We start from the raw sequence: 21,697 nt of genomic DNA, 5'->3' as shown, positions 1-21,697 counted from the left end.
GATGGAGAGTACGCGACCTCGATTACCTCCACACGCGTTCGAGACCGCCCTTATTGAACTGATTACCTTGGTGCAGGAGGTGAGAATTTGAGGGGAAGGGTCAGGACCTGACCCCGAACTTTGGGCGCGAACTTTGGGCGCTGGCGGGAGGCCAGCGGCAGAATCAAGCCTGTTTGTGCCGGCGGCGGCGCGTCGCGGCCAACCCGAGCAGGCCGGCTCCAAAGACCAGCAGACCGGCCGGCTCCGGCAGGTCCGTACCCGGCGAGGCCAGCTTCTCGGTAAATACCAGCCGCGAGGAATACACCTCGAATGGGTCGTAGCGCTTGGTATCCGCGAAGTACAGCTGCCACTGGCCGAACATGTCCATGCCGTCGAACAAGGATAACGATTCCACCGGGCGGAAGGATCCCGCTGCCACGCGCCGGCCGAGCGCCGCGCCTTCGTCGTCGAAGTTCACCGTGACACGGCCAATGCCGCCGGTGTCGCCCTGGTCGTAGGTGTTTTCATTGACCAGGCGGACGACGCGGCCATCCGGTCCGATGAGGCGGATGACGATTTCGTTCTCGAAGGGCTTGTTCTCGCTGAGGCAGGCCTGGCCATTCATGCTCAGGTAGGGGTTGTCGCACTTCGAGAAGGTGATGGCGACATCGAGGTCCTGGATCAGGCCGTGGCTCGTGATGTCGAAACCGACAAAACCAGACGAGGCATCGAAGGCGCGGTAGTCGGTATTAACGGCGATCACGCCGGCGCTGGCAAAGCCCGCAGCGAGGCTCAGGACGGCGCATCCCATCAGTTTGGCGGCAAATGTTTTCATGCTCTCTCCCTAATTTTTCTCAAGTACAAGCAAGTTTCACACCAGAAACACAAACTTCCTTTGATTTCAATCAGTTAGGAGAAACGGCGCGTCGACAAAAACAGGGGATGTAAAATTTTTCGACGTCCGATCGATCACGAACGGCGCACCGACGCAACGCTGCCTAAGCGAGCCATGCCGACTTGACCCTTTTGCAGCAAGCAGCAGGCCGATCGCGGTAAAATGACAAGTTCTGGCTTTGCACCCCGCCCTGCCGCACGACCATCGAAGAAATGACCACCGTTCCAGCTGAAATCAACGCCGCCGCCCTCAAGAACAGCACCGCGGAAAAGCTCACACCGATGATGCAGCAATACATGCGCATCAAAGCCGACTACCCGACCATGCTGGTGTTCTACCGCATGGGGGATTTCTACGAGCTGTTCCTCGAAGACGCCGAGAAGGCCTCGCGCGTCCTCGGCATCACGCTCACGGCGCGCGGCTCCATGAACGGCAGCCCGATCAAGATGGCGGGCGTGCCCTTCCACTCGCTCGATGGCTACCTGGCCAAGCTGGTCAAGCAGGGCGAGTCCTGCGCGATCTGCGAACAGATCGGCGACCCGGCGTTAGCCAAGGGCCCGGTCGAGCGCAAGGTGGTGCGCGTGGTCACGCCGGGCACGCTCACCGACAGCGACCTGCTGCCCGAGAAAGCCGATCGCCCGCTGCTGGCGATGTGCATGCACGGCCAGCGCAAGACCGTCACGGTGGGCATGGCCTGGCTGTCGCTTGCCAGCGGCAACCTGCGCCTGATGGAATTCTCGGGCGAGACACGCGCCGTCGAAGCGCGCCTGGCGCACGAACTCGAACGCATCGCGCCGGCCGAAATCCTGCGCGCAGACTGCGCCGACCTGTTCGAATCCGAGCCGGTCGCGCATACCCAGCGTCTGCCCGAATGGCATTTCGATGTACTCAAGGGCCACCAGTCGCTGCTCGACCAGTTGGGTGTCGCTACCCTCACCGGCTTCGGCGCCGATGGCCTGGGCGCGGCCTTTGGTGCGGCCGGTGCGCTGCTGCGCTACGCGCAGTCGACGCAAGGGCGCGGCCTGCAGCACGTGAACAGCCTGGCCTGCGAACTCGAAAACGAATACATCGGCCTCGATGCAGCCACCCGCCGCAACCTGGAACTGACCGAAACCATCCGCGGCCAGGAAGCGCCGACCCTGTTCTCGCTGCTGGACGGCTGCCGCACCGCCATGGGTTCGCGCCTGCTGCGCCACTGGCTGCACCATGCGAAGCGCAACCAGCGCGTAGCGCGCTCGCGCCATGAGGCGATCGAGGCGCTGGCCCAGGCCGACGCCACCGGTACTTTGTCCGCAACGCTGGCCAACGTGCCGGACATCGAACGCATCACCACGCGCATCGCCCTGCTGTCGGCGCGCCCACGCGATTTGTCCTGCCTGCGCGACGGCCTGAAACAACTTCCTGCCCTGCGCGAGCAGGTGGCGCGCTGCTTCATCCCTGGCGATACCGGCCTGCTGCGCGAGGTGCACGACCTGCTGGCCACGCCGGAAGCCTGCCTCGATTTGCTGGCACGCGCGGTGATGGAAGAGCCGAGCACGATGGTGCGCGACGGCGGCGTGTTCGCGCGCGGCTTCGACGCCGAACTCGACGAGCTGCGTGCGCTGTCCGAGAACGCCGGCCAGTTCCTGGTCGACCTGGAAACGCGCGAGCGCGCCCGCACCGGCATCAGCAACCTTCGCGTCGAATACAACCGCGTGCACGGCTTCTATATCGAAGTCACCAACGGCCAGACCGACAAGGTGCCGGACGACTACCGCCGCCGCCAGACCCTGAAAAACGCCGAGCGCTATATCACGCCGGAACTCAAGGCGTTTGAAGACAAGGCGCTGTCTGCGCAAGACCGCGCGCTGGCGCGCGAGAAGATGCTGTACGACCAGCTGTTGGCTGACCTCGCGCCCTTCATCGGCTGCCTGCAGTCGATCGCGAATGGCCTGGCGCAGCTCGATACCCTGGTGGCGCTGACCAGCCACGCGGTACGCAACAACTGGTGCGCGCCGCAATTGGTCGATGAGCCATGCTTGAGCATCGTCGAAGGCCGCCATCCGGTAGTCGAAAACCAGATCGAGCGCTTCATCGCCAACGATTGCGCCCTGGCGAACGACCGCCGCCTGCTCTTGATTACCGGCCCGAACATGGGCGGTAAATCGACCTTCATGCGCCAGGTGGCCCTGATCACGCTGCTCGCCTATGTCGGCAGCTATGTGCCGGCGACCAGTGCGACGATCGGCCCGATCGACCGCATCTTCACCCGCATCGGCGCCAGCGACGACCTGGCCAACGGCCGCTCCACCTTCATGGTCGAGATGACCGAATCGGCCGCGATCCTCAATGGCGCCACCGAGAACTCGCTGGTGCTGATGGATGAAGTCGGCCGCGGCACCTCGACTTTCGACGGCCTGGCGCTGGCCTGGGCGATCGCGCGCCACCTGATCGACAGCAGCCGCAGCTTCACGCTGTTCGCCACCCACTATTTCGAACTGACCCAGCTGCCCGAAACCCATCCGAGCGCGGTGAACGTGCACCTGTCGGCGGTCGAGCACAAGGACAACATCGTGTTCCTGCACGCGGTGCAGGACGGCCCGGCCTCGCAAAGCTACGGCTTGCAGGTGGCGCAGCTGGCCGGCGTGCCGCCCGCCGTGATCAAGGCCGCGCGCAAGCACCTGGCGCGCCTCGAATCGCAGGCGCTCGATGCGACGCCGCAGCGCGACCTGTTCGCCATCGGCAGCGAGCCGCCGCACGAATCGGAAGACCTGCCCGTCCCGCATGCGGCGGCGGACGACGCGCTGCAAAAGGCGCTGGACGCGATCGACCCGGACGCGCTCACGCCGCGCGAAGCGCTCGAACGGCTCTATGAGCTGAAACGGCTGGCCGCCTGATGCCGGCGCGCCGTCCCCTCCTCCTCGCCGTTTTGCTCGCGGCCGCGCTGGCGACGGCGCCGGCGCTGTCGGCCAGTACCCGCGACAAGAAGAAAGAGAAGGAAAAGGACGAGCAGGCGCACCATTTCGTCGTGGTCGGGCACCGCGCCGCCGACGGTGGCGAAGCGGCGCTGAAGGACGTGCTGCTGGAAGCGAAGAAGGAGGACCTGGCCTTCCTGGTCGTTACCGGCATCAAGGGTGCGCAGGAGGGCTGCGGCGACCGCGTGCTGCAGAAGCGCCGCGACCTGTTCGACCAGGCCAGCCGGCCGGTGATCGTCTCGCTCACCGGGAGCGACTGGACCGGATGCCGCAACTCGGCTGGCCGCACCAATGCCATCGAACGCCTGAACCGTCTGCGTGAACTGTTCTACGGCGAGCCGGAATCGCTCGGCAAGGAAAAGCTGCCGCTGACACGCCTGTCGAGCAGCCCGCGTTTTCGCAGCTATGCGGAGAACGCGCACTGGCAGGTCGACAAGGTGCTGTATGCCACCATCAACCTGCCGGCGGCGAACAACCACTACCTGCCGGCGGCCGGCCGCAACAGCGAATACGAAGACCGGGCCGTGGCCAACCGCTTCTGGCTGAACCGCCTGTTCGCGATCGCCAGGCAGGACAAGGTCAATGCGGTGGTGCTGTTCTCGGAGGGGAATATGCTGCCGCTGCTGCAGCCGGCCAACGGCCTGCGCGCTCTGCTGCAGCGCGCGCCGTCAGGACATGACGGCTTTGCCGACACGCGGCGCCAGGTGCAGATGCACGCGGCGAAGTTCAAGGGACAGGTGCTGGTGATCGACAGCGCCGGGCTGCCCAAGGATGCGAAGCCGGCGATCGAATGGCGCGGCAATGTGGGGCATTTGTCCGTCGGGACGCACGCGGTGGAGCTGCGGGTGGCGGATGAGGGGAAGAATGTGTTTAGTTTGGGTGAAGCGCTGCGCTAGCGGCTGCTCACGTAAACTTGGGTCCCGACCTGCGTCGGACGGTCTTGAGGCCAGTGGCTTTGAAACCGTCATCCCGGCGCAGGCCGGGACCCAAGCTCGTCGCATACCCGCGGCATCACAAAGCCGCAGGCGTATGCCCAACAATTACTGCAGCGGCTGGCTACGGAAATGATCGCCTTCGTCGCTGTCGTCCATCTCTTCATGGTGATGGCCATGCGCGCCATGCACGTGACCGTGGGCGATTTCTTCGTCCGATGCGGCGCGCACTTCCACCACCTTGAGTTCGAAGCGCAGGGCCATGCCGGCCAGCGGGTGGTTGCCGTCGAGGACGACCTTGTCGTCGGCGATATCGGTCACGGTGAAGATGGTCGGTTCTTCGTCTTCGCCGTCGGCGACGCCTTCGAACTGCATGCCGACTTCGAGCGGCTCAGGCAGGCGCTTGCGGTCTTCGACCTTCACCAGGGCAGGATCGTAGTCGCCGAATGCGTCGTCCGGCTCGACCTGGATCGTCGACGAATAGCCCGTTTCCTTGCCGTCGAGTTCTTCTTCGATCTTCGGCAGCGTGTTCTCGTAGCCACCGTGCAGGTAGACCATCGGCTGCGAACCCTCTTCGATCAGGTTGTTCTGGGCGTCCGACAGCTTGTAGTTGACCGTCACGACCGTATTCTTGGCAATCTTCATCGCGATTCCTTTCATTGTAAGGTCCGGATTATAACCCTTGCCCGGGCGTAGCCTCGGTCTGGCTGGTTATAATGGCGCATGAAAAAATTACAGCTCCTCGGGAATATTACTCCCGCTCAGTTCCTGCGCGACTACTGGCACAAGAAGCCCCTGCTCATCCGCCAGGCCATTCCGGGCTTCAAGCCACTGCTCAAATTCGAGAAACTGGCCGAACTGGCGCGCGAGAATTACGTCGAATCGCGCCTCGTCACGCTGCGCGACGGCCAGTGGAACATGCAGCACGGCCCGCTCACCGATTTGCCCGCACGCAGCGAGCGCGACTGGACGATGCTGGTCCAGGGCGCCAATCTCTTCGATGAACGCGCCGACGAACTGCTGCGCCAGTTCCGCTTCATTCCGGACGCGCGCCTGGACGACCTGATGATCAGCTATGCCGGCGACGGCGGCGGCGTCGGCCCCCACTTCGATTCCTATGACGTATTCCTGCTGCAGGCCCAGGGCAAGCGCCGCTGGCGCATCAGCGCGCAGCAGGACCTGGACCTGGTCGAAGGCCTGCCGCTGAAGATCCTGGCCAATTTCGAGGCCGAAGAAGAATTCGTGCTCGAGCCGGGCGACATGCTCTACCTGCCGCCGCACTACGCCCACGACGGTGTCGCGATCGGCGAATGCATGACCTATTCGATCGGCTTCCGCTCACCTGGCTACCAGGAAATCGGCGAAGCCTTCCTGCAGTTCATGGCCGACTCGATCGACCTGCCCGGCCGCTATGCCGACCCTGACCTGCAGCCGGCCAAGAACCCGGCCGAGATTCCGCGCGAGATGCTCTCCACCATCACCGAAGAACTCAACAAGGTGCGCTGGGACGAAGAGGACGTCGCGATCTTCCTGGGCGAATACCTGTCCGAGCCGAAGCACAACGTGTTCTTCACCGCCCCGGCCAAGCCGCTGGTGGTCGGCCGCTTCATGGAACAGGCGGCCAAGAAGGGCCTCAAGCTCTCGAGCAAGACCCTGATGCTCTACCGCGGCAAGAATGTCTTCATCAATGGCGAGTCGTTTGCCGTGGGCCGGGCCGACAAGGCGGTGCTGGACGTGCTGGCCAACGAGCGCCGCCTGGCCGGCGCCCAGCTCGCAGGCGCGACCGACGACGTGCTCGAAGCGCTGTACACCTGGTACCAGGACGGCTGGGTCGAGCTCGGCTAATACAACCCCCGGAGGAGCCATGCGGGAAGCACGGTCGCTGCGTTTCGACACCCGCGCCGAGTTCGAGGCGCAGTTCCGTGCCTGCCTGGCGGCTGCGCGCACGCGCCTGGACCTGTTCGATCCGGATTTCGAGGTTTTTTCGTTGGGCTCGATCGCAGTCGATGCGCAGCTGCGGGCGTTTTGCGGGGGCGGCGGCGTGCTGCGCCTGGCCATGCACTCCCCGAGCTACGTCGAGCGCCACTACCCGCGCTTGCTGCGCCTGCTGCGAGACTTCAGCCACCGGGTGGAATGCCGGGCCACGCCGAAGGCCTTGCATCACCTGACCGATTCGTTCTGCATTGCGGACGACCTGCATGTCGTGCGGCGTTTTCATAGCGACCACATGCGTGGCGAGGCTGCTTCCGACGCCCTGGGAGCGGTCGATCTGCCGCGTCATCGGTTTGATGCAATCTGGGACGAATCCAGGCTCACTTTGCAGTCAACCAAAACCGGTCTCTAAGCGTTATAAGACGGTTATTAGAAGTCGCTGGGCCTGCCGGTTGCAACTTGTAACAATATGAAGCTTATTAAAGCGCAAAATACTTTCGCTAGAGCATGTGTTCGCTATTGCGATTCAGTAAATTTGGCTATAATATCAGGTCAGGAAGGTTCCGTTGCCAATCTGGCAGTCTTGCTTTCTATGAAAGCACGAGAATTCCGCTGAGCAATAATTACCGGTAATTATTATTCAAACAAGCAGTACTTACTTTTGAAATATTAAGGAAAATCATGAAAAAATCCCTGCTGATCGTTTCCCTGATGGCTGTTGCTCTGGCTGCTTGCAGCAAGAAAGAAGAAGCTGCTCCAGTCGCACCAGCTGCTGTTGAAGCGCCTGCTGCAACCACCGACACCACCGTCGTCGCTCCAGCTGCTACCGACGCAACCGTCGCTGCTCCTGCTGCTGACGCTGCTGCTGCTGCTTCGGCTGCTGCTTCGACCGCTGCCGACGCTGCTGCTGCCGCTTCGACCGCTGCTTCGCAAGCTGCTGACGCTGCAACCAAGTAATCAGATTTATCTGGTTATGAAAAAACCGGCCTTTGGGCCGGTTTTTTTACGTCTGGTGGTTTGGGAAAGCAGGCGTGCACAAGGAACGCATAAAAAAACCGGCCACATGGGCCTAATGCCGTTCAGTTAAGCGTAGGGTGGCCGGGGTCGTTCAGGCCAGTGGCCTGAACGACGAACGGCCGCGCGTCCAACTGCAATGTGATCTGCCACAGCGCATCGGTGATTTGAACGCGCGGCCGGCGAAGCCGGCCACCCTACATTTTCATGCTAACTGAACAGCATTAGCCACATGGGCCGGTTTTTCATTCACCGCAAAAAATAGCGACTTACTTCAGCTCATCCGTCAGCAGCTTCAGGATCTTCGCGCCGGTCGCACCGGTATCGGCCTTGCCGTCATTGGTCTGCACGGTCACTTCGCTGGTCGACGCGCCCTGCTCGCCCTTGACCAGCACGCGGTAGCGCTGGGCTTCCTTGGCTTTTTCTTCCGCGCTGCCGAAGGTGAACAGCTTCTTGAAGAAGCCATCCTTGCTGGCGGCGTCCGGATCGACGTAGCGCACGAAGTACACGCCCTGCACGCGGTCGCGGTCTTCGACGGTGAAGCCGACGCGATCGAGCGCCAGGCCGACACGGCGCCAGGCGCGGTCGAAGCCTTCGTCGAGCTGGACGGCGGTGCCGACCAGCTTGGCGTGCTGGCTTGCCACCGGTGCGTTGGCGACCATGCTTTCGGCGGCCTTGGTTTCCTTCACGCCGGTCAGCTGGGCGACCAGGCGGCCCAGGAATTGCGATTCCAGGCCCGGGTCGTTCGCACGGGTGGTCCAGACGGTGGTCTCCTTTTGCGGGCCGCCCATGACTTCTTCGGCGCCGCGGTGGCTGACGTAGATCTCGGTCGAGCCGTCCGGCAGGCGCTCGAGGCGGGTGCGGAACTTGTCGCGCTCGCCAGTCGAGTAAGCGCGGTCGAAGACCTTGCCCAGGGTGTTGCGGATGAAGTCCTGCGGGATCTTCGAGCGGTTCTCGACCCAGTTGGTTTCCATGGTGCCGGTCGTTGCCGACTCGGTCTCGATGGCGAAGCCCTGGTTTTCCCAGAACTGGCGCAGTTGCGGCCAGAGCTGTTCCGGGGTCTGCTTGACCACCAGCCAGCGCTGGTCGCCGTTGCGCTGGATGCTGACGGCGTCGGTCGAGACCGGGCCGATCGCGTCCATCGAGCCGGCGACCGGGGTCATGCCCTGCGCGGGAGCCGCGCCGCGCTGCTGTTGCTGGAAGCCGGATGCGGTGGCGACGCCCTTGCCGTCAGGGACGGCGTAGCGGTTGTCGCGCTGCAGGGCGGTGAGATCAGGCGGCACTTCCAGCGCGGCAGCCTTCTTGGCGCCGCGGTAGTCGACCTTGTCCGATTCGAAGACGGTGGTGCAGGCCGCGAGGCTCAGGGCGATCGCGGAAAGCGTCAGCACGCGTACTGCGGCGGGCGCGGAAACCAGTTGCTTGTTGGTGCGAATAGTCATGTCGTTCGATGTCAGTTGCTGGGAACCGGAACCCTTGCGGGATCAGGACTGGAGAAGGCCCGCCTGGGCCAGTGCGGTGCGCACGGTATCGTGGAAAGGCCCGGACAGCGGCACGAGCGGCAGGCGCAGGCCCGACGGGATCTTGCCCATCTCGGCGAGCGCCCACTTGACCGGCACCGGGTTCGGCTCGACGAACAGCCTGGCGTGCAGGTCGAGCACGCGGTTGTTGATCTCGACGGCGCGCTTGACGTCGCCGGCCATGGCGGCGGCGCACAGTTCGTGCATGGCGCGCGGGGCGACGTTGGCGGTGACGGAGATGTTGCCGGCGGCGCCGCAGAACATCAGGGCCATCGCGGTCGGGTCGTCGCCCGAGTACACGGCGAAGGATTTGTCGACCATGCGCAGCAGCTCGATGCCGCGGCCGACGTTGCCGGTCGCGTCCTTGATGCCGATGATGTTGTCGATCGCCGCCAGGCGCGCGACGGTCTCGTTGCTCATGTCGGCGACGGTGCGGCCCGGCACGTTGTACAGGATGACCGGCAGGTCCACCGCTTCGGCGATGGCCTTGAAGTGGCGGTACATGCCTTCCTGGGTCGGGCGGTTGTAGTAAGGGACCACCTGCAGGGTCGCGTCGGCGCCGACTTCTTTCGCGTGGCGCGTCAGTGCGATCGCTTCGACCGTGGAATTGGCGCCGGCGCCGGCGATGACGGGGATGCGGCCGGCGACGTGCTCCACCGCCAGCTTGATCAGTTCGCCGTGCTCTTCCGGGGACACGGTGGCGGATTCGCCCGTGGTGCCCACGATGACGATGCCATCGGTGCCTTCCGCGATATGCCAGTCGAGCAGCTTGCGCAGCGAATCGCGGTCAAGACTGCCGTCCTCGAACATCGGGGTGACGATTGCTACGATGCTTCCCTTAATCATATGCGTTGACCGTGCCACTAAGTAAATAAAAGTCTGATTGTAGCGGATCGCCCGCCCGTATGGTTCATTTCCCGGCCAGATTATGGTCGAGCCCTGCTTCGGTTTTGGCGAAGGCCGCACCCGCCGCGCACAGGCGCTGCACCTGGGCCGGATGCGGACGCTCGACGTGGCCGTCCTCGTACGCCAGCACCTGCAGGCCGCCGTTCGCCGCCAGCGCCAGCAATTCGCCGGGCGCGAGCAGGAAATCCGGGTTCGAGGGCTTGCCGAATACGTCGTTCCCCTGCGCGAAGGTCTCGTAGATCAGGATGCCGTCCGGGCGCAGGCTGCGCACCAGGTGCGCGAACAGCGGCCGGTGCAGGTAGTTGGTGACGACGATCGCGGCGAAGCGGCCCGCGCCGAAGGGCCAGGTGGCGCCGTCGATTTCGAGGTCGTGCTGCAGCGTCGTGATCCTGTCGCCCGCGAGCGAGGCCAGGAGCTCGGCATTGCGGTCCAGCGCCACTACCTGCAGGCCGCGCGCGGCGAACAGGCGGGCGTGGCGTCCGGCGCCGCAGGCCAGGTCGAGCACTTCGCCGTCTTTGACCAGGGGCGCGAAACGCGCGACCCAGGGCGAGACCGGCAAGTTCGTCATCGGGTTCACGTCAGCAGCAGGGTCAGCGGCGAGGCGATCAGCTGCAGCAGCATACGGCCCAGCATCATCACCGGCATGACCCAGAAGCTCAGCAGCTTGAAGAAGATCAGCGCCAGCACGATGTAGAAACCATAGGGCTCGATGCGTGCGAACTGGTAGGCCATGCGGTTCGGCAGCATGCTGGTCAGGACGCGGCCGCCGTCGAGCGGCGGGATCGGCAGCAGGTTGAAGGCGAACATCAGGAGGTTGGCCAGCACGCCGGCCTGCGCCACCATGTGCGGGAATTGCTCGCTCACGCCGAAGGCCACCAGCAGCACAGCGAACACCAGCCACATGAGCGCCATGATGAAGTTGGCGCCCGGTCCGGCCAGCGCCACCCAGGCCATGTCGCGCTTCGGGTTGCGCAGATTGCCGAATTCGACCGGCACCGGCTTGGCGTAGCCGAACACGAAACCGGTGGTCAGGTAGAGCGCGATGGGAATGACGATGGTGCCGAAGATATCGATGTGCACCAGCGGATTCAAGGTCATGCGCCCGGCGGCATAGGCGGTGTTGTCGCCGAAGTAGCGGGCGACATAGGCGTGGGCGGCTTCGTGCAGGGTAATCGCAAAAAGAACGGGCAGCGCGTAGACAGCGATATTACGAATCAGGTCATCCATGGGGGGATTCTATCAGAGGCGGCCGTGCGGCCGCCCGGTGTTAAGGGGCCTATAAGCCAAACGCGGCCGGGTCGCCCCTGCCTTCGCGCACCAGCACCGGCGCGTCGCCGGTCAGGTCGATGACGGTGGTGGCCTGCAGCGTGCCGGCGCCGCCGTCGATCACCAGCTCGATCAGCTTGTCGAGGCGCTCGCGCACCTCGCCGGGATCGGACAGCATGTGGTCGTCGCCCGGCAGTTGCAGGGTGGTGCCGATCAGCGGCTCGCCGATTTCTTCCAGCAGCGCCAGCATGATCGGGTTTTCGGGCACGCGCAGGCCGATGGTCTTGCGCGAGGGGTGCGACAGGCGGCGCGGCACTTCGCGCGTCGCCTCCAGAATCACCGTGTACGGGCCCGGCATGGTGGCCTTGAGCAGGCGGTACTGCGTGTTGTCGACGCGCGCGAAATGCGCCAGCGCCGACAGGTCGTGCACCAGCAGGGTCAGGTGGTGCTTGTCGTCGACCCCGCGGATCCGGCGCAGCTTTTCGACCGCGCCCTTGTCGTCGAGACGGCAGACCAGCGCATAGGCCGAGTCGGTAGGCACGGCGACGATGCCGCCGCCGCTGATGATCTGCGCGGCCTGCTTGATGAGGCGCACCTGCGGATTCTCGGGGTGGATCTGGAAGTATTGGGCCATCGGGGTCTCTTCTTATCGAGTGGGCGCCTGGCGCAGGGCCTGGAGCGCGGCGATGCGCTCTTGCATCGGCGGGTGGGTCGAGAACAGCGCGCCCCAGCCGCCGCCGCTGCCAGAGATGCCGGAAGCGGCCATCGACGAGGGCAGCGCGCCCGGCTCCAGGCCGCCGAGGCGGGCTAGCGCGTGCTGCATCGGGACCGGGGTGCCGATCAGCTTTGCCGAGCCGGCGTCGGCGCGGAATTCGCGCTTGCGCGAGAACCAGGCCACGATGATCGAGGCGACGATGCCGAACAGGATCTCGCACACGAACACGGTGACCATGTAGCCGATGCCCGGGCCGCGGCCTTCGTTGCGCAGCAGGACCTTGTCGACAAAAAAGCCGACCACGCGCGCCAGGAACACCACGAAGGTATTCACGACGCCCTGGATCAGGGTCAGCGTGACCATGTCGCCATTGGCGATGTGGGCGACTTCGTGGCCCAGCACGGCCTCGACTTCGTCCTGGTTCATGTTGGCCAGGAGGCCCGTGGACACCGCCACCAGCGCGGAATTCTTGAAGGCGCCGGTCGCAAAGGCATTCGGCTCGCCGTCGTACACGGCCACTTCCGGCATCTTGATGCCGGCGCGCTCGGAGAGCTTGCGCACGGTCGCGACCAGCCACTGCTCGGTGCTGTTGGCGGGTGTTTGAATCACGCGCGCGCCGGTCGACCATTTGGCCATCGGTTTGCTCAGCAGGAGCGAAATGAACGAACCGGTGAAGCCGACCACCAGCGAGAACACGGCCAGCGAGCCGACGTTGATCCCCTGCCCCGTGACGGCGCGCCCCACCCCCAGCAGGTTCAGCACGAGCGACACCACCAGCACGACGGCCAGGTTGGTAGCGAGGAACAACACAATGCGTTTCATGGACGAGCCTCCGGGCAGCGAGTAGATATCAGGCTGCCAAGATTGGGTTGTGGGGCGGGAAATTCAAGGGCTCGGCCATATGGTTTGGCAAAGCCGCGCACCCTACCAATCGTGCCAGACCGGCGTCACCCCCGCCGGCAGCGGCGGCAATTCCGCGAACTCCACGCGCGCTTCTCCCGGCGCGTGGAAATCGGTGCCGCGCGAAGCCAGGAAGCCGTAGCGCCGCGCCTGCTCGGCATAGGTCCCGTACTGGTCGGGCGTGTGGCTGCCGGTGACCACCTCGATGGCGGCGCCGCCGAGCTGGCGGAATTCGTCGAACAGCGCGCCTTCGGCGGTCGCGCTGAATTTATACCGGCCCGGGTGGGCGATCACCGGCACGCCGCCGGCGCCGCGGATCCAGCCGACGGCCTGCGCAAGCGTGGCCCAGCGGTGCGGCACATAGCCCGGCCTGCCCTCGGTGAGGTATTTGCGGAAGACTTCCGGGGTCGAGCCGCAGATGCCGATCTCGACCAGGTAGCGGGCGAAGTGCGTACGCGAGATCAGGTCCGGGTTGCCGACGTAATTGAGTGCGCCCTCGTAGGCGCCGGGGATGCCTGCCGCTTCCAGCTGGGCGGCGATTTCGCGGGCGCGTGCTTCGCGGCCGTTGCGGGTGGCCGCGAGGCCTGCGAGCAGCGCAGGATTGTCCTCGTCGATCCGCAGGCCGACGATGTGCACCGTTTCATTGGCCCAGGTGACCGAAATCTCGACGCCGGCCACGAAGCGCATCCCGAGTTCACCGGCGGCGGCGCGCGCGGCCTTGATGCCGCCCACTTCGTCATGGTCGGTCAGGGCCCACATGTCGACGCCGCTCTTGCGGGCGTAGGCAGCCACCGCGGCAGGTGCGAGCACGCCGTCGGAGACATTGGAATGGCAGTGGAGATCGACTTTCATGGCACGGCGGACGCAATGGCGATGGAGGCGATGATTGTACGCGCCAACGGCCGGCCGTGCTCTATCTAGTAAGTCTGCAGCATCGACCTGACGGTCGCTTCTTTCGCCAGCACGTAGTCGTGCCCCGCCAGCACCAGGTTGGTGGACGGCTGGATCACCTTGACGTTGATGAAGATGGCGTCGCGCGTCTCCGCATACGAGCCGACCACCACCGCCTGGGCGTTGTGGGTGTGGGCCACGTCGCCGATCTCGCGCGTCAGCATCAGTTCGCCCTGTCCGCGCTTGAGGTAGACGCTGTTGCGCAGCTTCATTTCCAGCATCTTCATGCCGCCCTGCGCCAGGCGGGTGGACAGCTGCTCCGACACCAGGCGACCCAGCATCGAGGTCTGCTCCAGCGAATCGATGTTGACGATGGTCGCCATGATCAGCGGCTTGTCCTCCGCCAGCTTGCCGCGCAATTGCAGCGCCAGCGCGTCCGCCGCGCGGTAGTTGGCGGCGACGAAGGCGTTGGCCGAGACCGAAGTGTAGTTGGTGTTTTCCTGCGGCTGGCCGGCGCAGCCGCCCAACAGCAGGGCGCAAGCCAGCGCGGCGGCGCGAGGTAAGGTGGTTCGCATGGCAGGCCTTTACTGGTTGCGGACCGTGAAGGTCTTCGATGGCTGGTGAGCGGCGTCGTACAGGGCGCGGTCGGTGTCCGTCGTGTAGTACACGTTGGTCGAGCGCGCGTAGTAGCGGTGGTCGTCGGCCAGCGACAGGTTGACGATGATCTCGGTCTTCGGCGTGGCGCCCGTGGCGAACTGGGAGCGGAACCACGAATACGCGTCCTGGCCGGCGATGACGGCCGTGGCCAGCCATTCGATGGTGTGGTCGATCCCGGTCAGCACCCACATGCTCGCCACCAGCGCGGTGCGCTCGCCGGCGAACTTGTACTGCGGGCGGTCGGGCGAGAAGGCGACGACCTGGGTATCGAGCTCGATGCGCAGCGTGTTCGCATCCGGCACCTTGACGACCGTGTAGCCGTCACCCACCAGGGCCGTGACCAGGTGGCTGCTCACGCCCTGCGCGAACGCGGACGACTGCTGCGACGACACGTAGAGCGGACGGCGCACGTTGGCCTTGAGCGCAGGCGCGAGCTGGCCGGCCATGTGGCGCGCGATCACGCCCCAGTGCCCGGCTGCCTGCAGCTTGGCTTGCTGGGTGCTTTTGAAATTGGTGGCCACCGGGGCCGGGCTGTAAGGCATGGCGCAGCCTGCCAGTAGCAGGGCGCCGGTGAGCGCGAGGGCGGCGCGAAGGTGCATGTGTGTCCTGTGGGTCGGTCGGGGCGGCGGGGGGCCGTTCAAGCAGCGACTCTAGCATACGCGTTTCCGCAGAGCAATTATCGGTGTACGTGCTGAGGGGTGCTTACAACGGTCCTGGTATGCCACGCTCAGCCCGGAACCTCATCCCCATTCAAGAACGCCTCGATCATCCCCGCCAGCAGTTCCGGCTGGTCATGATGCAGCATATGCCCCGCCCCCGGCATCATGCGCGCCGTGACCTGCCTGAGGTGCCCGCGGCGGCGGTCGACCTCCGCGCGCGCCTGGTCCTTCGGCCCCATCCAGCGCCACATGTCGGTGTCTTCCGCCTCGACCCACAGCACGGGCGCGGTGATCTGGGTCCAGCAGGCCAGCACTTCCTCGGCGTGGTAGAGCAGCGGGCCGGTCATCTTGTGGGCCGGGTCGCCCAGGATGCGCCACTGGCCGTCATCGTCGAGCGCCGACCAGTGACCGGCCAGGAAGGCCGCGCGCTCCCCCGGCAGGCGCGGATTGGTCTTCTGCAGCCGAGCCGCGACTGCCTCCAGGCTGGGATAGCCGCGCATGTCCGGTTTCTCGCGCAGTTCGTCGAGCCACCGCGCAAAGCGTCCCGGCGCTTGGGACGGGCGCGAGTCGGGCAGGCCGAAGCCTTCCAGATTGACCAGTTTGGCGATGCGCTGCGGGCGCACGCCCGCATACAGGCTGGCGACGTTGCCGCCCATGCTGTGGCCGACCAGGTTGACCGCCTCGCCCGGCGCGTAGTGCTCTAACACCGCTTCGAGATCGGCCAGGTAGTCGGGGAACCAGTAGGTGCCGGCGTGCGAGCGCTCGCTCAGACCGAAACCGCGCCAGTCGAAAGCGATCACATGCCAGTCCCTTGTCAAGCAATCGACCACGAACTGGAATGAGGCGGCGACGTCCATCCAGCCGTGCTGCATGAAGATCCTGGGCGCTCCTTCGCGGCCCCAGTGGCGGACGTGGGTGCGCAGGCCGCGCACGGTGAGGAATTCGGAACGGGAGGGTTGCATGGGGCCTCGGAGCGGTAAGTGCAATAAAAAAGTACGACCGTTCGCATTATAGCGCCCCGCCTACCGCCGTGCTTGATTTCGCGTTGCCCGGCCCCATTTGTCCTCGACCGGACGATGGCGGGCGCAAGGTTTACAATAGCGGCATTTCAACCCTCCGCGAGCACATCCATGGCGATTTACCAGCTGGGCGAGATTGCGCCCGAGATCGACGCCTCAAGCTTCGTGGCCGATTCGGCAACCCTCATCGGCAAGGTCACGCTCGAGGCCAACGCCTCGGTGTGGTACGGCGCCACGCTGCGCGGCGACAACGAACGCATCACCATCGGCGAAAACAGCAACGTGCAGGAAGGCACGGTGATGCATACCGACATGGGCTTCCCGCTTACCCTGGGCAAGAACGTGACGGTCGGCCACCAGGCCATGCTGCATGGCTGCACGGTCGGCGACGGTTCGCTGATCGGCATCCAGGCGGTGATCCTCAATGGCGCCCGGATCGGCAAGGGCTGCCTGGTGGGCGCCGGCGCCCTGGTCACCGAGGGGAAGGAATTTCCCGACCACTCGCTGATCCTCGGCTCCCCAGCCAAGGTGGTACGCACCCTGACGGAAGAAGACCTGCTGCGCCTGCAGGCCAGCGCCGCGAGCTATGTGGCGCGCGGCCAGCTGTTCAAGGCGCAGCTCAAGAAAATCGGATAAAAGAATGACGACTGACGCTATGACTGACCCTCGCGACACCCTGCAAAAATTCATCTTCGATAACGCTGCCGTGCGCGGCGAGCTGATCGAGATTTCCGACACCTGGCGCGAGGTGCAGGCCCGCCACGCCTACCCGAAGGCCGTGCGCACGGTGCTGGGCGAGATGGTGGCGGCCAGCGCCCTGCTCTCGGCCAACCTCAAGTTCAATGGCGCGATCGTGATGCAGATCCACGGCGACGGGCCGGTGCGCCTGCTGGTGGTCGAATGCGACGCCGAGCTGCGCATCCGCGCCACCGCCAAACTGGCGCCTGACGCCGAGATCGCGGACGACGCCAGCCTCACCCAGATGTTCAATGCGCACGGCAAGGGCCGCTTTGTCATCACGCTCGACCCGGCCGACAAGATGCCGGGCCAGCAGCCTTACCAGGGCATCGTGCCGATCGACGGCGAGGACATGGCGACCGTCATCGAAAACTACATGCTGCGTTCCGAGCAGATGGACACGCGCCTGTGGCTGGCGGCCGACGACAAGGTCTCGCGCGGCCTGCTGCTGCAAAAGCTGCCGCGCCACAGCGGCAAGGACGACCAGCAAAAGCAGGCGTCCGAAGCCGAAGACCTGGAAACCTGGAACCGCGCCGTCATGCTGGGCCAGACCCTGAAACGCGAAGAGCTGCTCAGCACCGGCATCGAAGTCCTGCTCAAGCGCCTGTTCTGGGAAGAGACCATCCGCGTCTTCGAGCCGCAGCACCCGCAATTCCATTGCAGCTGCACGCGCGAGAAGGTCGGCAACATGCTCAAGATGCTGGGCCAGCCGGAGGTGGATTCCGCACTCGCCGACCTGGGCGAACTGGGCATCAACTGCGATTTCTGCGGCAAGCACTATTCCTTCGACAAAGTGGACTGCGCCCAGCTGTTTGCCAGCGACATCCCGGTCGAAACCATGTTGCCGCCGAGCGGCAGCATCAACTAAGGTCTGCCTGCCGGGATCAAACACACCCCGTAGCGAATTGAGCCATATTTACGTGCTTTAAACACGTTCCGTGAACAATCTCGCTGCGGGAGCATGTCGAATTTCTTTACAAGAACACATTCCGCGCGAAACAATTTTCCTCAAGTCATTGATTAACATTAACATTTACGATTTGGCATGATTCTTGCTGTAAGCCTTATTATTTGAACCACTCTAAGGCTGAAATGCGCAAGCTTGTTGCAGGACTGTTTTTGTCGGCCGGTATGGCCATCTCGTCGGTCGCTGGTGCGGCCGTGATCAACGGACAGATTTTCAATATCGATGCCGATGGCGATGGCAAGGCCAACGATCTGAAGATTTCCCAGGTCATGTTTAAGGTTACTGCCGGCACCCAGGTATTCTTCGATTCGCTGGCATGGGAATCCAGGAACGCGGACCTGAACGGCGATGGCAAGATCACAGCCTTCGACAGTTACCTGATGGTCTTCGACGCCGCCGGCAAGAGCCTGTTCTACGCAGACGATTCCGACAGCACCTTCGGCGACGGCTCGACGAAGCACTTCGACGCGGCGCAGCGCTGGACCTTCAGCCAGGCCGGCACCTACATGGTCACGATTGGCCGCGGTACCTATTTTGAACACGAAGCCCTGCAGGGCTTCGAGCGTAACATGCCGTTCGACACCTACGTCGGCACCGAGAACTTCGGCGCCTGGCGCCTGACGATGAGCGCCACCGACGGCACTCTGTCGCAGGTCGCGCAAGTGGGCGTGCCTGTTGCCGATGTGCCCGAGCCGGCTTCTCTCCTGCTGCTGGGCGCCGGTTTGGCGGGCCTGGGCGCCTCGCGCCGCAAACAACAGCCATCGGCATAAGCTTGCCGGTCACGCCGGGCGCGGCCAGCCGCCCCGGCGCCTGCTCCTCCGCTCCCCGCGCGCCAGCGCTGCCCGCGCCGGCTTACTGCAGGCCTGCCACCATTGCTTCGGCGAACTCGTACACCACCAGCGCCTCGTTGTCCCAGCTCTTGTCGCGCAGCGGCGCCATGTAGGCTGCGCCGTTTTCATGCAGCCCGAGCGCTTCCCTGCGCGCGCGTTTTCCACGCCCCGGGGTTGAACCGGAGCAGCGTGCCGCACGAAATTCGCGCCGGTGCTAAGCTGATGCATCTTTGACAGCGTTGCGTAATCGTTACGACGCTGCCGCCTTTGACCACTGGGAGAATTTGTCATGCATATGGATACAGGCATCAATACCGAAGACCGCGCCAAGATCGTCTCATCGCTGTCGACCGTGCTCGCGGACGCCTACATGCTCTACCTGAAGACGCATAATTTTCACTGGAACGTGACCGGCCCGATGTTCTCGGCGCTGCATGTGATGTTCGAAGAGCAGTACACCGAGCAGTGGAATGCGCTGGACGATATCGCCGAGCGCATCCGCGCGCTGGGCCATTTCGCGCCGGCGACCTACAAGCGCTATGCCGAGCTGTCGAACATTACCGAAGAACCCGAAGTCCTGTCGTCCAAGGAAATGATCCGCCAGCTCGTGGATGGCAACGAAATCATCACCCGCACGCTGCGCGCCGGCGTGAAGGTCGCCGACGAGATCGACGACTTCCCGACCGCCGACATGCTCACCACCCGCATGGAAGTGCACGAGAAAAACGCATGGATGCTGCGCTCCTTCCTCGAGCAGGGTGCGGGCGCGAAGCAGGGCGACGCGTCGTCGGATTGAGCGGGAAGCAGCAGGAGAGCAGCTGAGGACTCAGCTGCAGCGCCCCGGGAGTCCGGGGGCGCCGGGTTTGAACCGGGCCGGGCCGCCTCAGGCGCGCCCGCCGGACATGTGCAGGTCGACCACTTTCATGATCTCGAGGGTCAGGTCGAGGTTGAACTCTGTAGCTGCAAGCGCAGCCTGCAGCGCCTCGCGCGACATGCCCACCGCGGCGGCGAGTTCGCCCAGGCCGGGCGCCAGCGCCACGGCCTGCATGGCGGCAGCAATGATGCTGCCCTCGCCGTCTTCGAAGGCGTCGGCCAGGCAGTCGGCGATCGCGTCGAGCGAATCGAGTTCGGACGGGTTGATTGGTTCGGTCATGCGCAATTCCTCTCGAGGCGCGTTCAGCGCTTCGTCTTGTCTTTTGGCGCAGGCGGTGGCGGCGGCACGGTCATCGAGACCGCCGGCTGCTCGTCCTTGCGCAGCACCTGCACGAAAATTTCATTCTGCTTGATCATGCCCAGGTCCTGGCGGGCACGCTCCTCGACCGCGCCCAGGCCTTCGCGCAGGTCGCGTACTTCCGAATCGAGCTTGGCGTTGCGCGCCTTGAGCTGGTCGGTCTTGAGCCGGGTCGCCTCGACCTGGCCGCGCATGTCGGCAACCGACAGCCAGCCGCCCTTCCCCAGCCACAAAGGGTACTGGATCAGCAGCAGCAGGGCGGCGAGCGCAATGGTGATGAGTCGCATGGGCGTAAAAAAGGCCAGGCAGTCGCAGGGGGGCCGCCCGGCCAGTGGCCTTACGTCAGGTTGTAGAACGCGTCGCGGCCCGGGTAGCTGGCAACGTCGCCCAGGTCTTCCTCGATGCGCAGCAGCTGGTTGTACTTGGCCATGCGGTCCGAACGCGACATCGAGCCGGTCTTGATCTGCAGGGCGTTCAGGCCCACCGCGATGTCGGCGATGGTCGAGTCTTCGGTCTCGCCCGAGCGGTGCGAGATCACGGCGGTGTAGCCGGCGCGCTTGGCCATCTCGATGGCGGCGAAGGTCTCGGTCAGGGTGCCGATCTGGTTGATCTTGATGAGGATCGAGTTGGCGATGCCCTTCTGGATGCCCTCTTTCAGGATCCTGGTGTTGGTGACGAACAGGTCGTCGCCCACCAGCTGCACGCGCTTGCCCAGTGCCGCGGTGAGCACCGCCCAGCCGTCCCAATCGCCTTCGGCCATCGCGTCTTCGATCGAAATGATCGGGTACTTGTCGCACCAGGTGGCCAGCATGTTGGTGAAGTCGGTCGCGGTGAGCGACAGGCCTTCGCCCTCGAGCACGTACTTGCCGTCCTTGTGGAATTCGCTGGCCGCGCAATCCAGGCCCAGCGCGATCTGCGAACCGGCTTCGTAGCCGGCCTGCTCGATCGCCTGCATGATCAGCTTGATCGCTTCTTCATGGTTCGCTACCGAAGGAGCAAAGCCGCCTTCGTCGCCGACCGCGGTGGACAGGCCCTTGGAATGCAGGATCTTTTTCAGGGTGTGGAACACCTCGGCGCCCCAGCGGATCGCTTCCTTGAAGCTTGGCGCGCCGACCGGGATGATCATGAATTCCTGGATGTCCAGGTTGTTGTCCGCGTGCGCGCCGCCGTTGATGACGTTCATCATCGGCACCGGCATCTGCATCGCGCCCGAACCGCCGAAATAGCGGTACAGCGGCAGGCCGGCTTCTTCGGCGGCGGCCTTGGCCACGGCCATCGAGACGGCCAGCATGGCGTTGGCGCCCAGGCGGCTCTTGTTTTCGGTGCCGTCGAGATCGATCAGGGTGCGGTCCAGGAAGGCCTGTTCATTGGCGTCCAGGCCCATGATCGCTTCGGAGATCTCGGTGTTGATATTTTCGCAGGCCTGCAGCACGCCCTTGCCGAAGTAGCGCTTCGGGTCGCCGTCGCGCAGCTCGATCGCTTCGCGCGAACCGGTCGAGGCGCCCGAGGGCACGGCGGCACGGCCCATCACGCCCGATTCCAGCAGGACGTCGCATTCCACGGTCGGATTGCCGCGCGAGTCAATGATTTCGCGGCCGATAATATCAACGATAGCACTCATGTTTTACAGTCTCCGGAAGGGTAAGAATTCGGTAGTCAGGTCACACTGCGGCGCGCGCCCAGCCGCCGGGCGCG

At 64.5% G+C, this 21,697-nt stretch carries 24 protein-coding genes; 9 read left to right on the top strand and 15 right to left on the bottom strand.

Going from position 1 to position 21,697, the window contains the following annotated elements:
- Positions 1-163: 163 nt before the first annotated feature.
- Positions 164-814: a PEP-CTERM sorting domain-containing protein gene (locus AC56LR_RS19900; protein WP_497132958.1), complete on the bottom strand. Its 651-nt coding sequence runs from the start codon at positions 812-814 to the stop codon at positions 164-166.
- Positions 815-1,086: 272 nt separating this feature from the next.
- Here AC56LR_RS19900 and mutS point away from each other — a divergent pair, with 272 nt between their 5' ends.
- A complete protein-coding gene (gene mutS, locus AC56LR_RS19895; protein ID WP_497132956.1) occupies positions 1,087-3,750 on the top strand; it encodes a DNA mismatch repair protein MutS in 2,664 nt (887 codons plus the stop codon).
- Positions 3,750-4,724: a hypothetical protein gene (locus AC56LR_RS19890; RefSeq protein WP_497132954.1), complete on the top strand. Its 975-nt coding sequence runs from the start codon at positions 3,750-3,752 to the stop codon at positions 4,722-4,724. Before mutS ends, AC56LR_RS19890 begins: the two co-directional genes overlap by 1 nt.
- A gap of 144 nt (positions 4,725-4,868) precedes the next feature.
- On the opposite strand, the gene AC56LR_RS19885 is transcribed toward AC56LR_RS19890, so the two are convergent.
- A complete protein-coding gene (locus AC56LR_RS19885; protein WP_497132952.1) occupies positions 4,869-5,405 on the bottom strand; it encodes an FKBP-type peptidyl-prolyl cis-trans isomerase in 537 nt (178 codons plus the stop codon).
- Between the two features lie 78 nt (positions 5,406-5,483).
- Between AC56LR_RS19885 and AC56LR_RS19880 the strand changes: the two genes are divergently transcribed.
- The 3 genes from AC56LR_RS19880 to AC56LR_RS19870 all read left to right on the top strand — a co-directional run bounded on the left by AC56LR_RS19880 (position 5,484) and on the right by AC56LR_RS19870 (position 7,649).
- Positions 5,484-6,605, top strand: a complete 1,122-nt coding sequence (locus AC56LR_RS19880) for a JmjC domain-containing protein (protein ID WP_497132950.1) — start codon at positions 5,484-5,486, stop codon at positions 6,603-6,605.
- 19 nt (positions 6,606-6,624) lie between these two features.
- Positions 6,625-7,104, top strand: a complete 480-nt coding sequence (locus AC56LR_RS19875) for a DUF7931 domain-containing protein (RefSeq protein ID WP_497132948.1) — start codon at positions 6,625-6,627, stop codon at positions 7,102-7,104.
- Positions 7,105-7,373: 269 nt separating this feature from the next.
- Positions 7,374-7,649, top strand: a complete 276-nt coding sequence (locus AC56LR_RS19870) for a hypothetical protein (protein WP_497132946.1) — start codon at positions 7,374-7,376, stop codon at positions 7,647-7,649.
- A gap of 326 nt (positions 7,650-7,975) precedes the next feature.
- Here the strand turns inward: AC56LR_RS19870 and bamC are convergent, their stop codons facing one another.
- From bamC to AC56LR_RS19820, 10 genes are all read right to left on the bottom strand, one after another.
- On the bottom strand, positions 7,976-9,145 hold the full coding sequence (gene bamC / locus AC56LR_RS19865; protein ID WP_497132944.1) for an NlpB/DapX family lipoprotein: 1,170 nt from the start codon (positions 9,143-9,145) through the stop codon (positions 7,976-7,978).
- Positions 9,146-9,187: 42 nt separating this feature from the next.
- Positions 9,188-10,069 (bottom strand): 4-hydroxy-tetrahydrodipicolinate synthase, encoded by an 882-nt coding sequence (gene dapA, locus AC56LR_RS19860; RefSeq protein ID WP_497132942.1) that lies wholly within the window; start codon positions 10,067-10,069, stop codon positions 9,188-9,190.
- Positions 10,070-10,133: 64 nt separating this feature from the next.
- On the bottom strand, positions 10,134-10,697 hold the full coding sequence (locus AC56LR_RS19855) for a class I SAM-dependent methyltransferase (RefSeq protein ID WP_497132940.1): 564 nt from the start codon (positions 10,695-10,697) through the stop codon (positions 10,134-10,136).
- A gap of 5 nt (positions 10,698-10,702) precedes the next feature.
- Positions 10,703-11,356, bottom strand: a complete 654-nt coding sequence (locus tag AC56LR_RS19850) for a site-2 protease family protein (protein ID WP_497132938.1) — start codon at positions 11,354-11,356, stop codon at positions 10,703-10,705.
- 49 nt (positions 11,357-11,405) lie between these two features.
- Positions 11,406-12,029 carry an L-threonylcarbamoyladenylate synthase gene (locus AC56LR_RS19845; RefSeq protein WP_497132936.1) on the bottom strand — a complete coding sequence of 208 codons (624 nt, stop codon included), beginning with the start codon at positions 12,027-12,029 and terminating at the stop codon, positions 11,406-11,408.
- A gap of 12 nt (positions 12,030-12,041) precedes the next feature.
- Positions 12,042-12,932, bottom strand: a complete 891-nt coding sequence (gene htpX, locus AC56LR_RS19840) for a protease HtpX (protein ID WP_497132934.1) — start codon at positions 12,930-12,932, stop codon at positions 12,042-12,044.
- Between the two features lie 102 nt (positions 12,933-13,034).
- Complete coding sequence (locus AC56LR_RS19835) at positions 13,035-13,862, bottom strand: 3',5'-nucleoside bisphosphate phosphatase (RefSeq protein WP_497132933.1); 828 nt, start codon at positions 13,860-13,862, stop codon at positions 13,035-13,037.
- A gap of 65 nt (positions 13,863-13,927) precedes the next feature.
- Positions 13,928-14,476 (bottom strand): FlgO family outer membrane protein, encoded by a 549-nt coding sequence (locus AC56LR_RS19830; RefSeq protein ID WP_497132931.1) that lies wholly within the window; start codon positions 14,474-14,476, stop codon positions 13,928-13,930.
- Positions 14,477-14,485: 9 nt separating this feature from the next.
- Complete coding sequence (locus AC56LR_RS19825) at positions 14,486-15,157, bottom strand: hypothetical protein (protein WP_497132929.1); 672 nt, start codon at positions 15,155-15,157, stop codon at positions 14,486-14,488.
- A gap of 128 nt (positions 15,158-15,285) precedes the next feature.
- Positions 15,286-16,179 (bottom strand): alpha/beta fold hydrolase, encoded by an 894-nt coding sequence (locus AC56LR_RS19820; protein WP_497132927.1) that lies wholly within the window; start codon positions 16,177-16,179, stop codon positions 15,286-15,288.
- A 168-nt stretch (positions 16,180-16,347) separates the two neighbouring features.
- Between AC56LR_RS19820 and AC56LR_RS19815 the strand changes: the two genes are divergently transcribed.
- The 4 genes from AC56LR_RS19815 (at position 16,348) to AC56LR_RS19800 (ending at position 19,567) form a co-directional block, all read left to right on the top strand.
- Positions 16,348-16,872 carry a gamma carbonic anhydrase family protein gene (locus AC56LR_RS19815; RefSeq protein WP_497132925.1) on the top strand — a complete coding sequence of 175 codons (525 nt, stop codon included), beginning with the start codon at positions 16,348-16,350 and terminating at the stop codon, positions 16,870-16,872.
- Positions 16,873-16,891: 19 nt separating this feature from the next.
- The gene (gene hslO / locus AC56LR_RS19810; RefSeq protein ID WP_497132923.1) at positions 16,892-17,842 is read left to right on the top strand and encodes an Hsp33 family molecular chaperone HslO; all 951 of its coding nucleotides are present in this window, start codon (positions 16,892-16,894) and stop codon (positions 17,840-17,842) included.
- Positions 17,843-18,093: 251 nt separating this feature from the next.
- Positions 18,094-18,711: a DVUA0089 family protein gene (locus AC56LR_RS19805; protein WP_497132921.1), complete on the top strand. Its 618-nt coding sequence runs from the start codon at positions 18,094-18,096 to the stop codon at positions 18,709-18,711.
- A 349-nt stretch (positions 18,712-19,060) separates the two neighbouring features.
- Positions 19,061-19,567 carry a Dps family protein gene (locus AC56LR_RS19800; RefSeq protein WP_497132920.1) on the top strand — a complete coding sequence of 169 codons (507 nt, stop codon included), beginning with the start codon at positions 19,061-19,063 and terminating at the stop codon, positions 19,565-19,567.
- 87 nt (positions 19,568-19,654) lie between these two features.
- On the opposite strand, the gene AC56LR_RS19795 is transcribed toward AC56LR_RS19800, so the two are convergent.
- The 3 genes from AC56LR_RS19795 to eno are packed head-to-tail and all read right to left on the bottom strand — an operon-like array spanning position 19,655 to position 21,623.
- Positions 19,655-19,924: a helix-turn-helix domain-containing protein gene (locus AC56LR_RS19795; RefSeq protein WP_497132918.1), complete on the bottom strand. Its 270-nt coding sequence runs from the start codon at positions 19,922-19,924 to the stop codon at positions 19,655-19,657.
- Positions 19,925-19,947: 23 nt separating this feature from the next.
- Complete coding sequence (gene ftsB / locus AC56LR_RS19790; protein ID WP_497132916.1) at positions 19,948-20,289, bottom strand: cell division protein FtsB; 342 nt, start codon at positions 20,287-20,289, stop codon at positions 19,948-19,950.
- Positions 20,290-20,339: 50 nt separating this feature from the next.
- On the bottom strand, positions 20,340-21,623 hold the full coding sequence (gene eno, locus AC56LR_RS19785) for a phosphopyruvate hydratase (RefSeq protein WP_497132914.1): 1,284 nt from the start codon (positions 21,621-21,623) through the stop codon (positions 20,340-20,342).
- Positions 21,624-21,697 lie beyond the last annotated feature (74 nt).

It is taken from the genome of Telluria sp. ZT3P39, assembly GCF_059685935.1.
The sequence above is the reverse complement of the archived record's forward strand: the minus strand, read 5'-3'. Positions and strand labels throughout refer to the sequence as shown.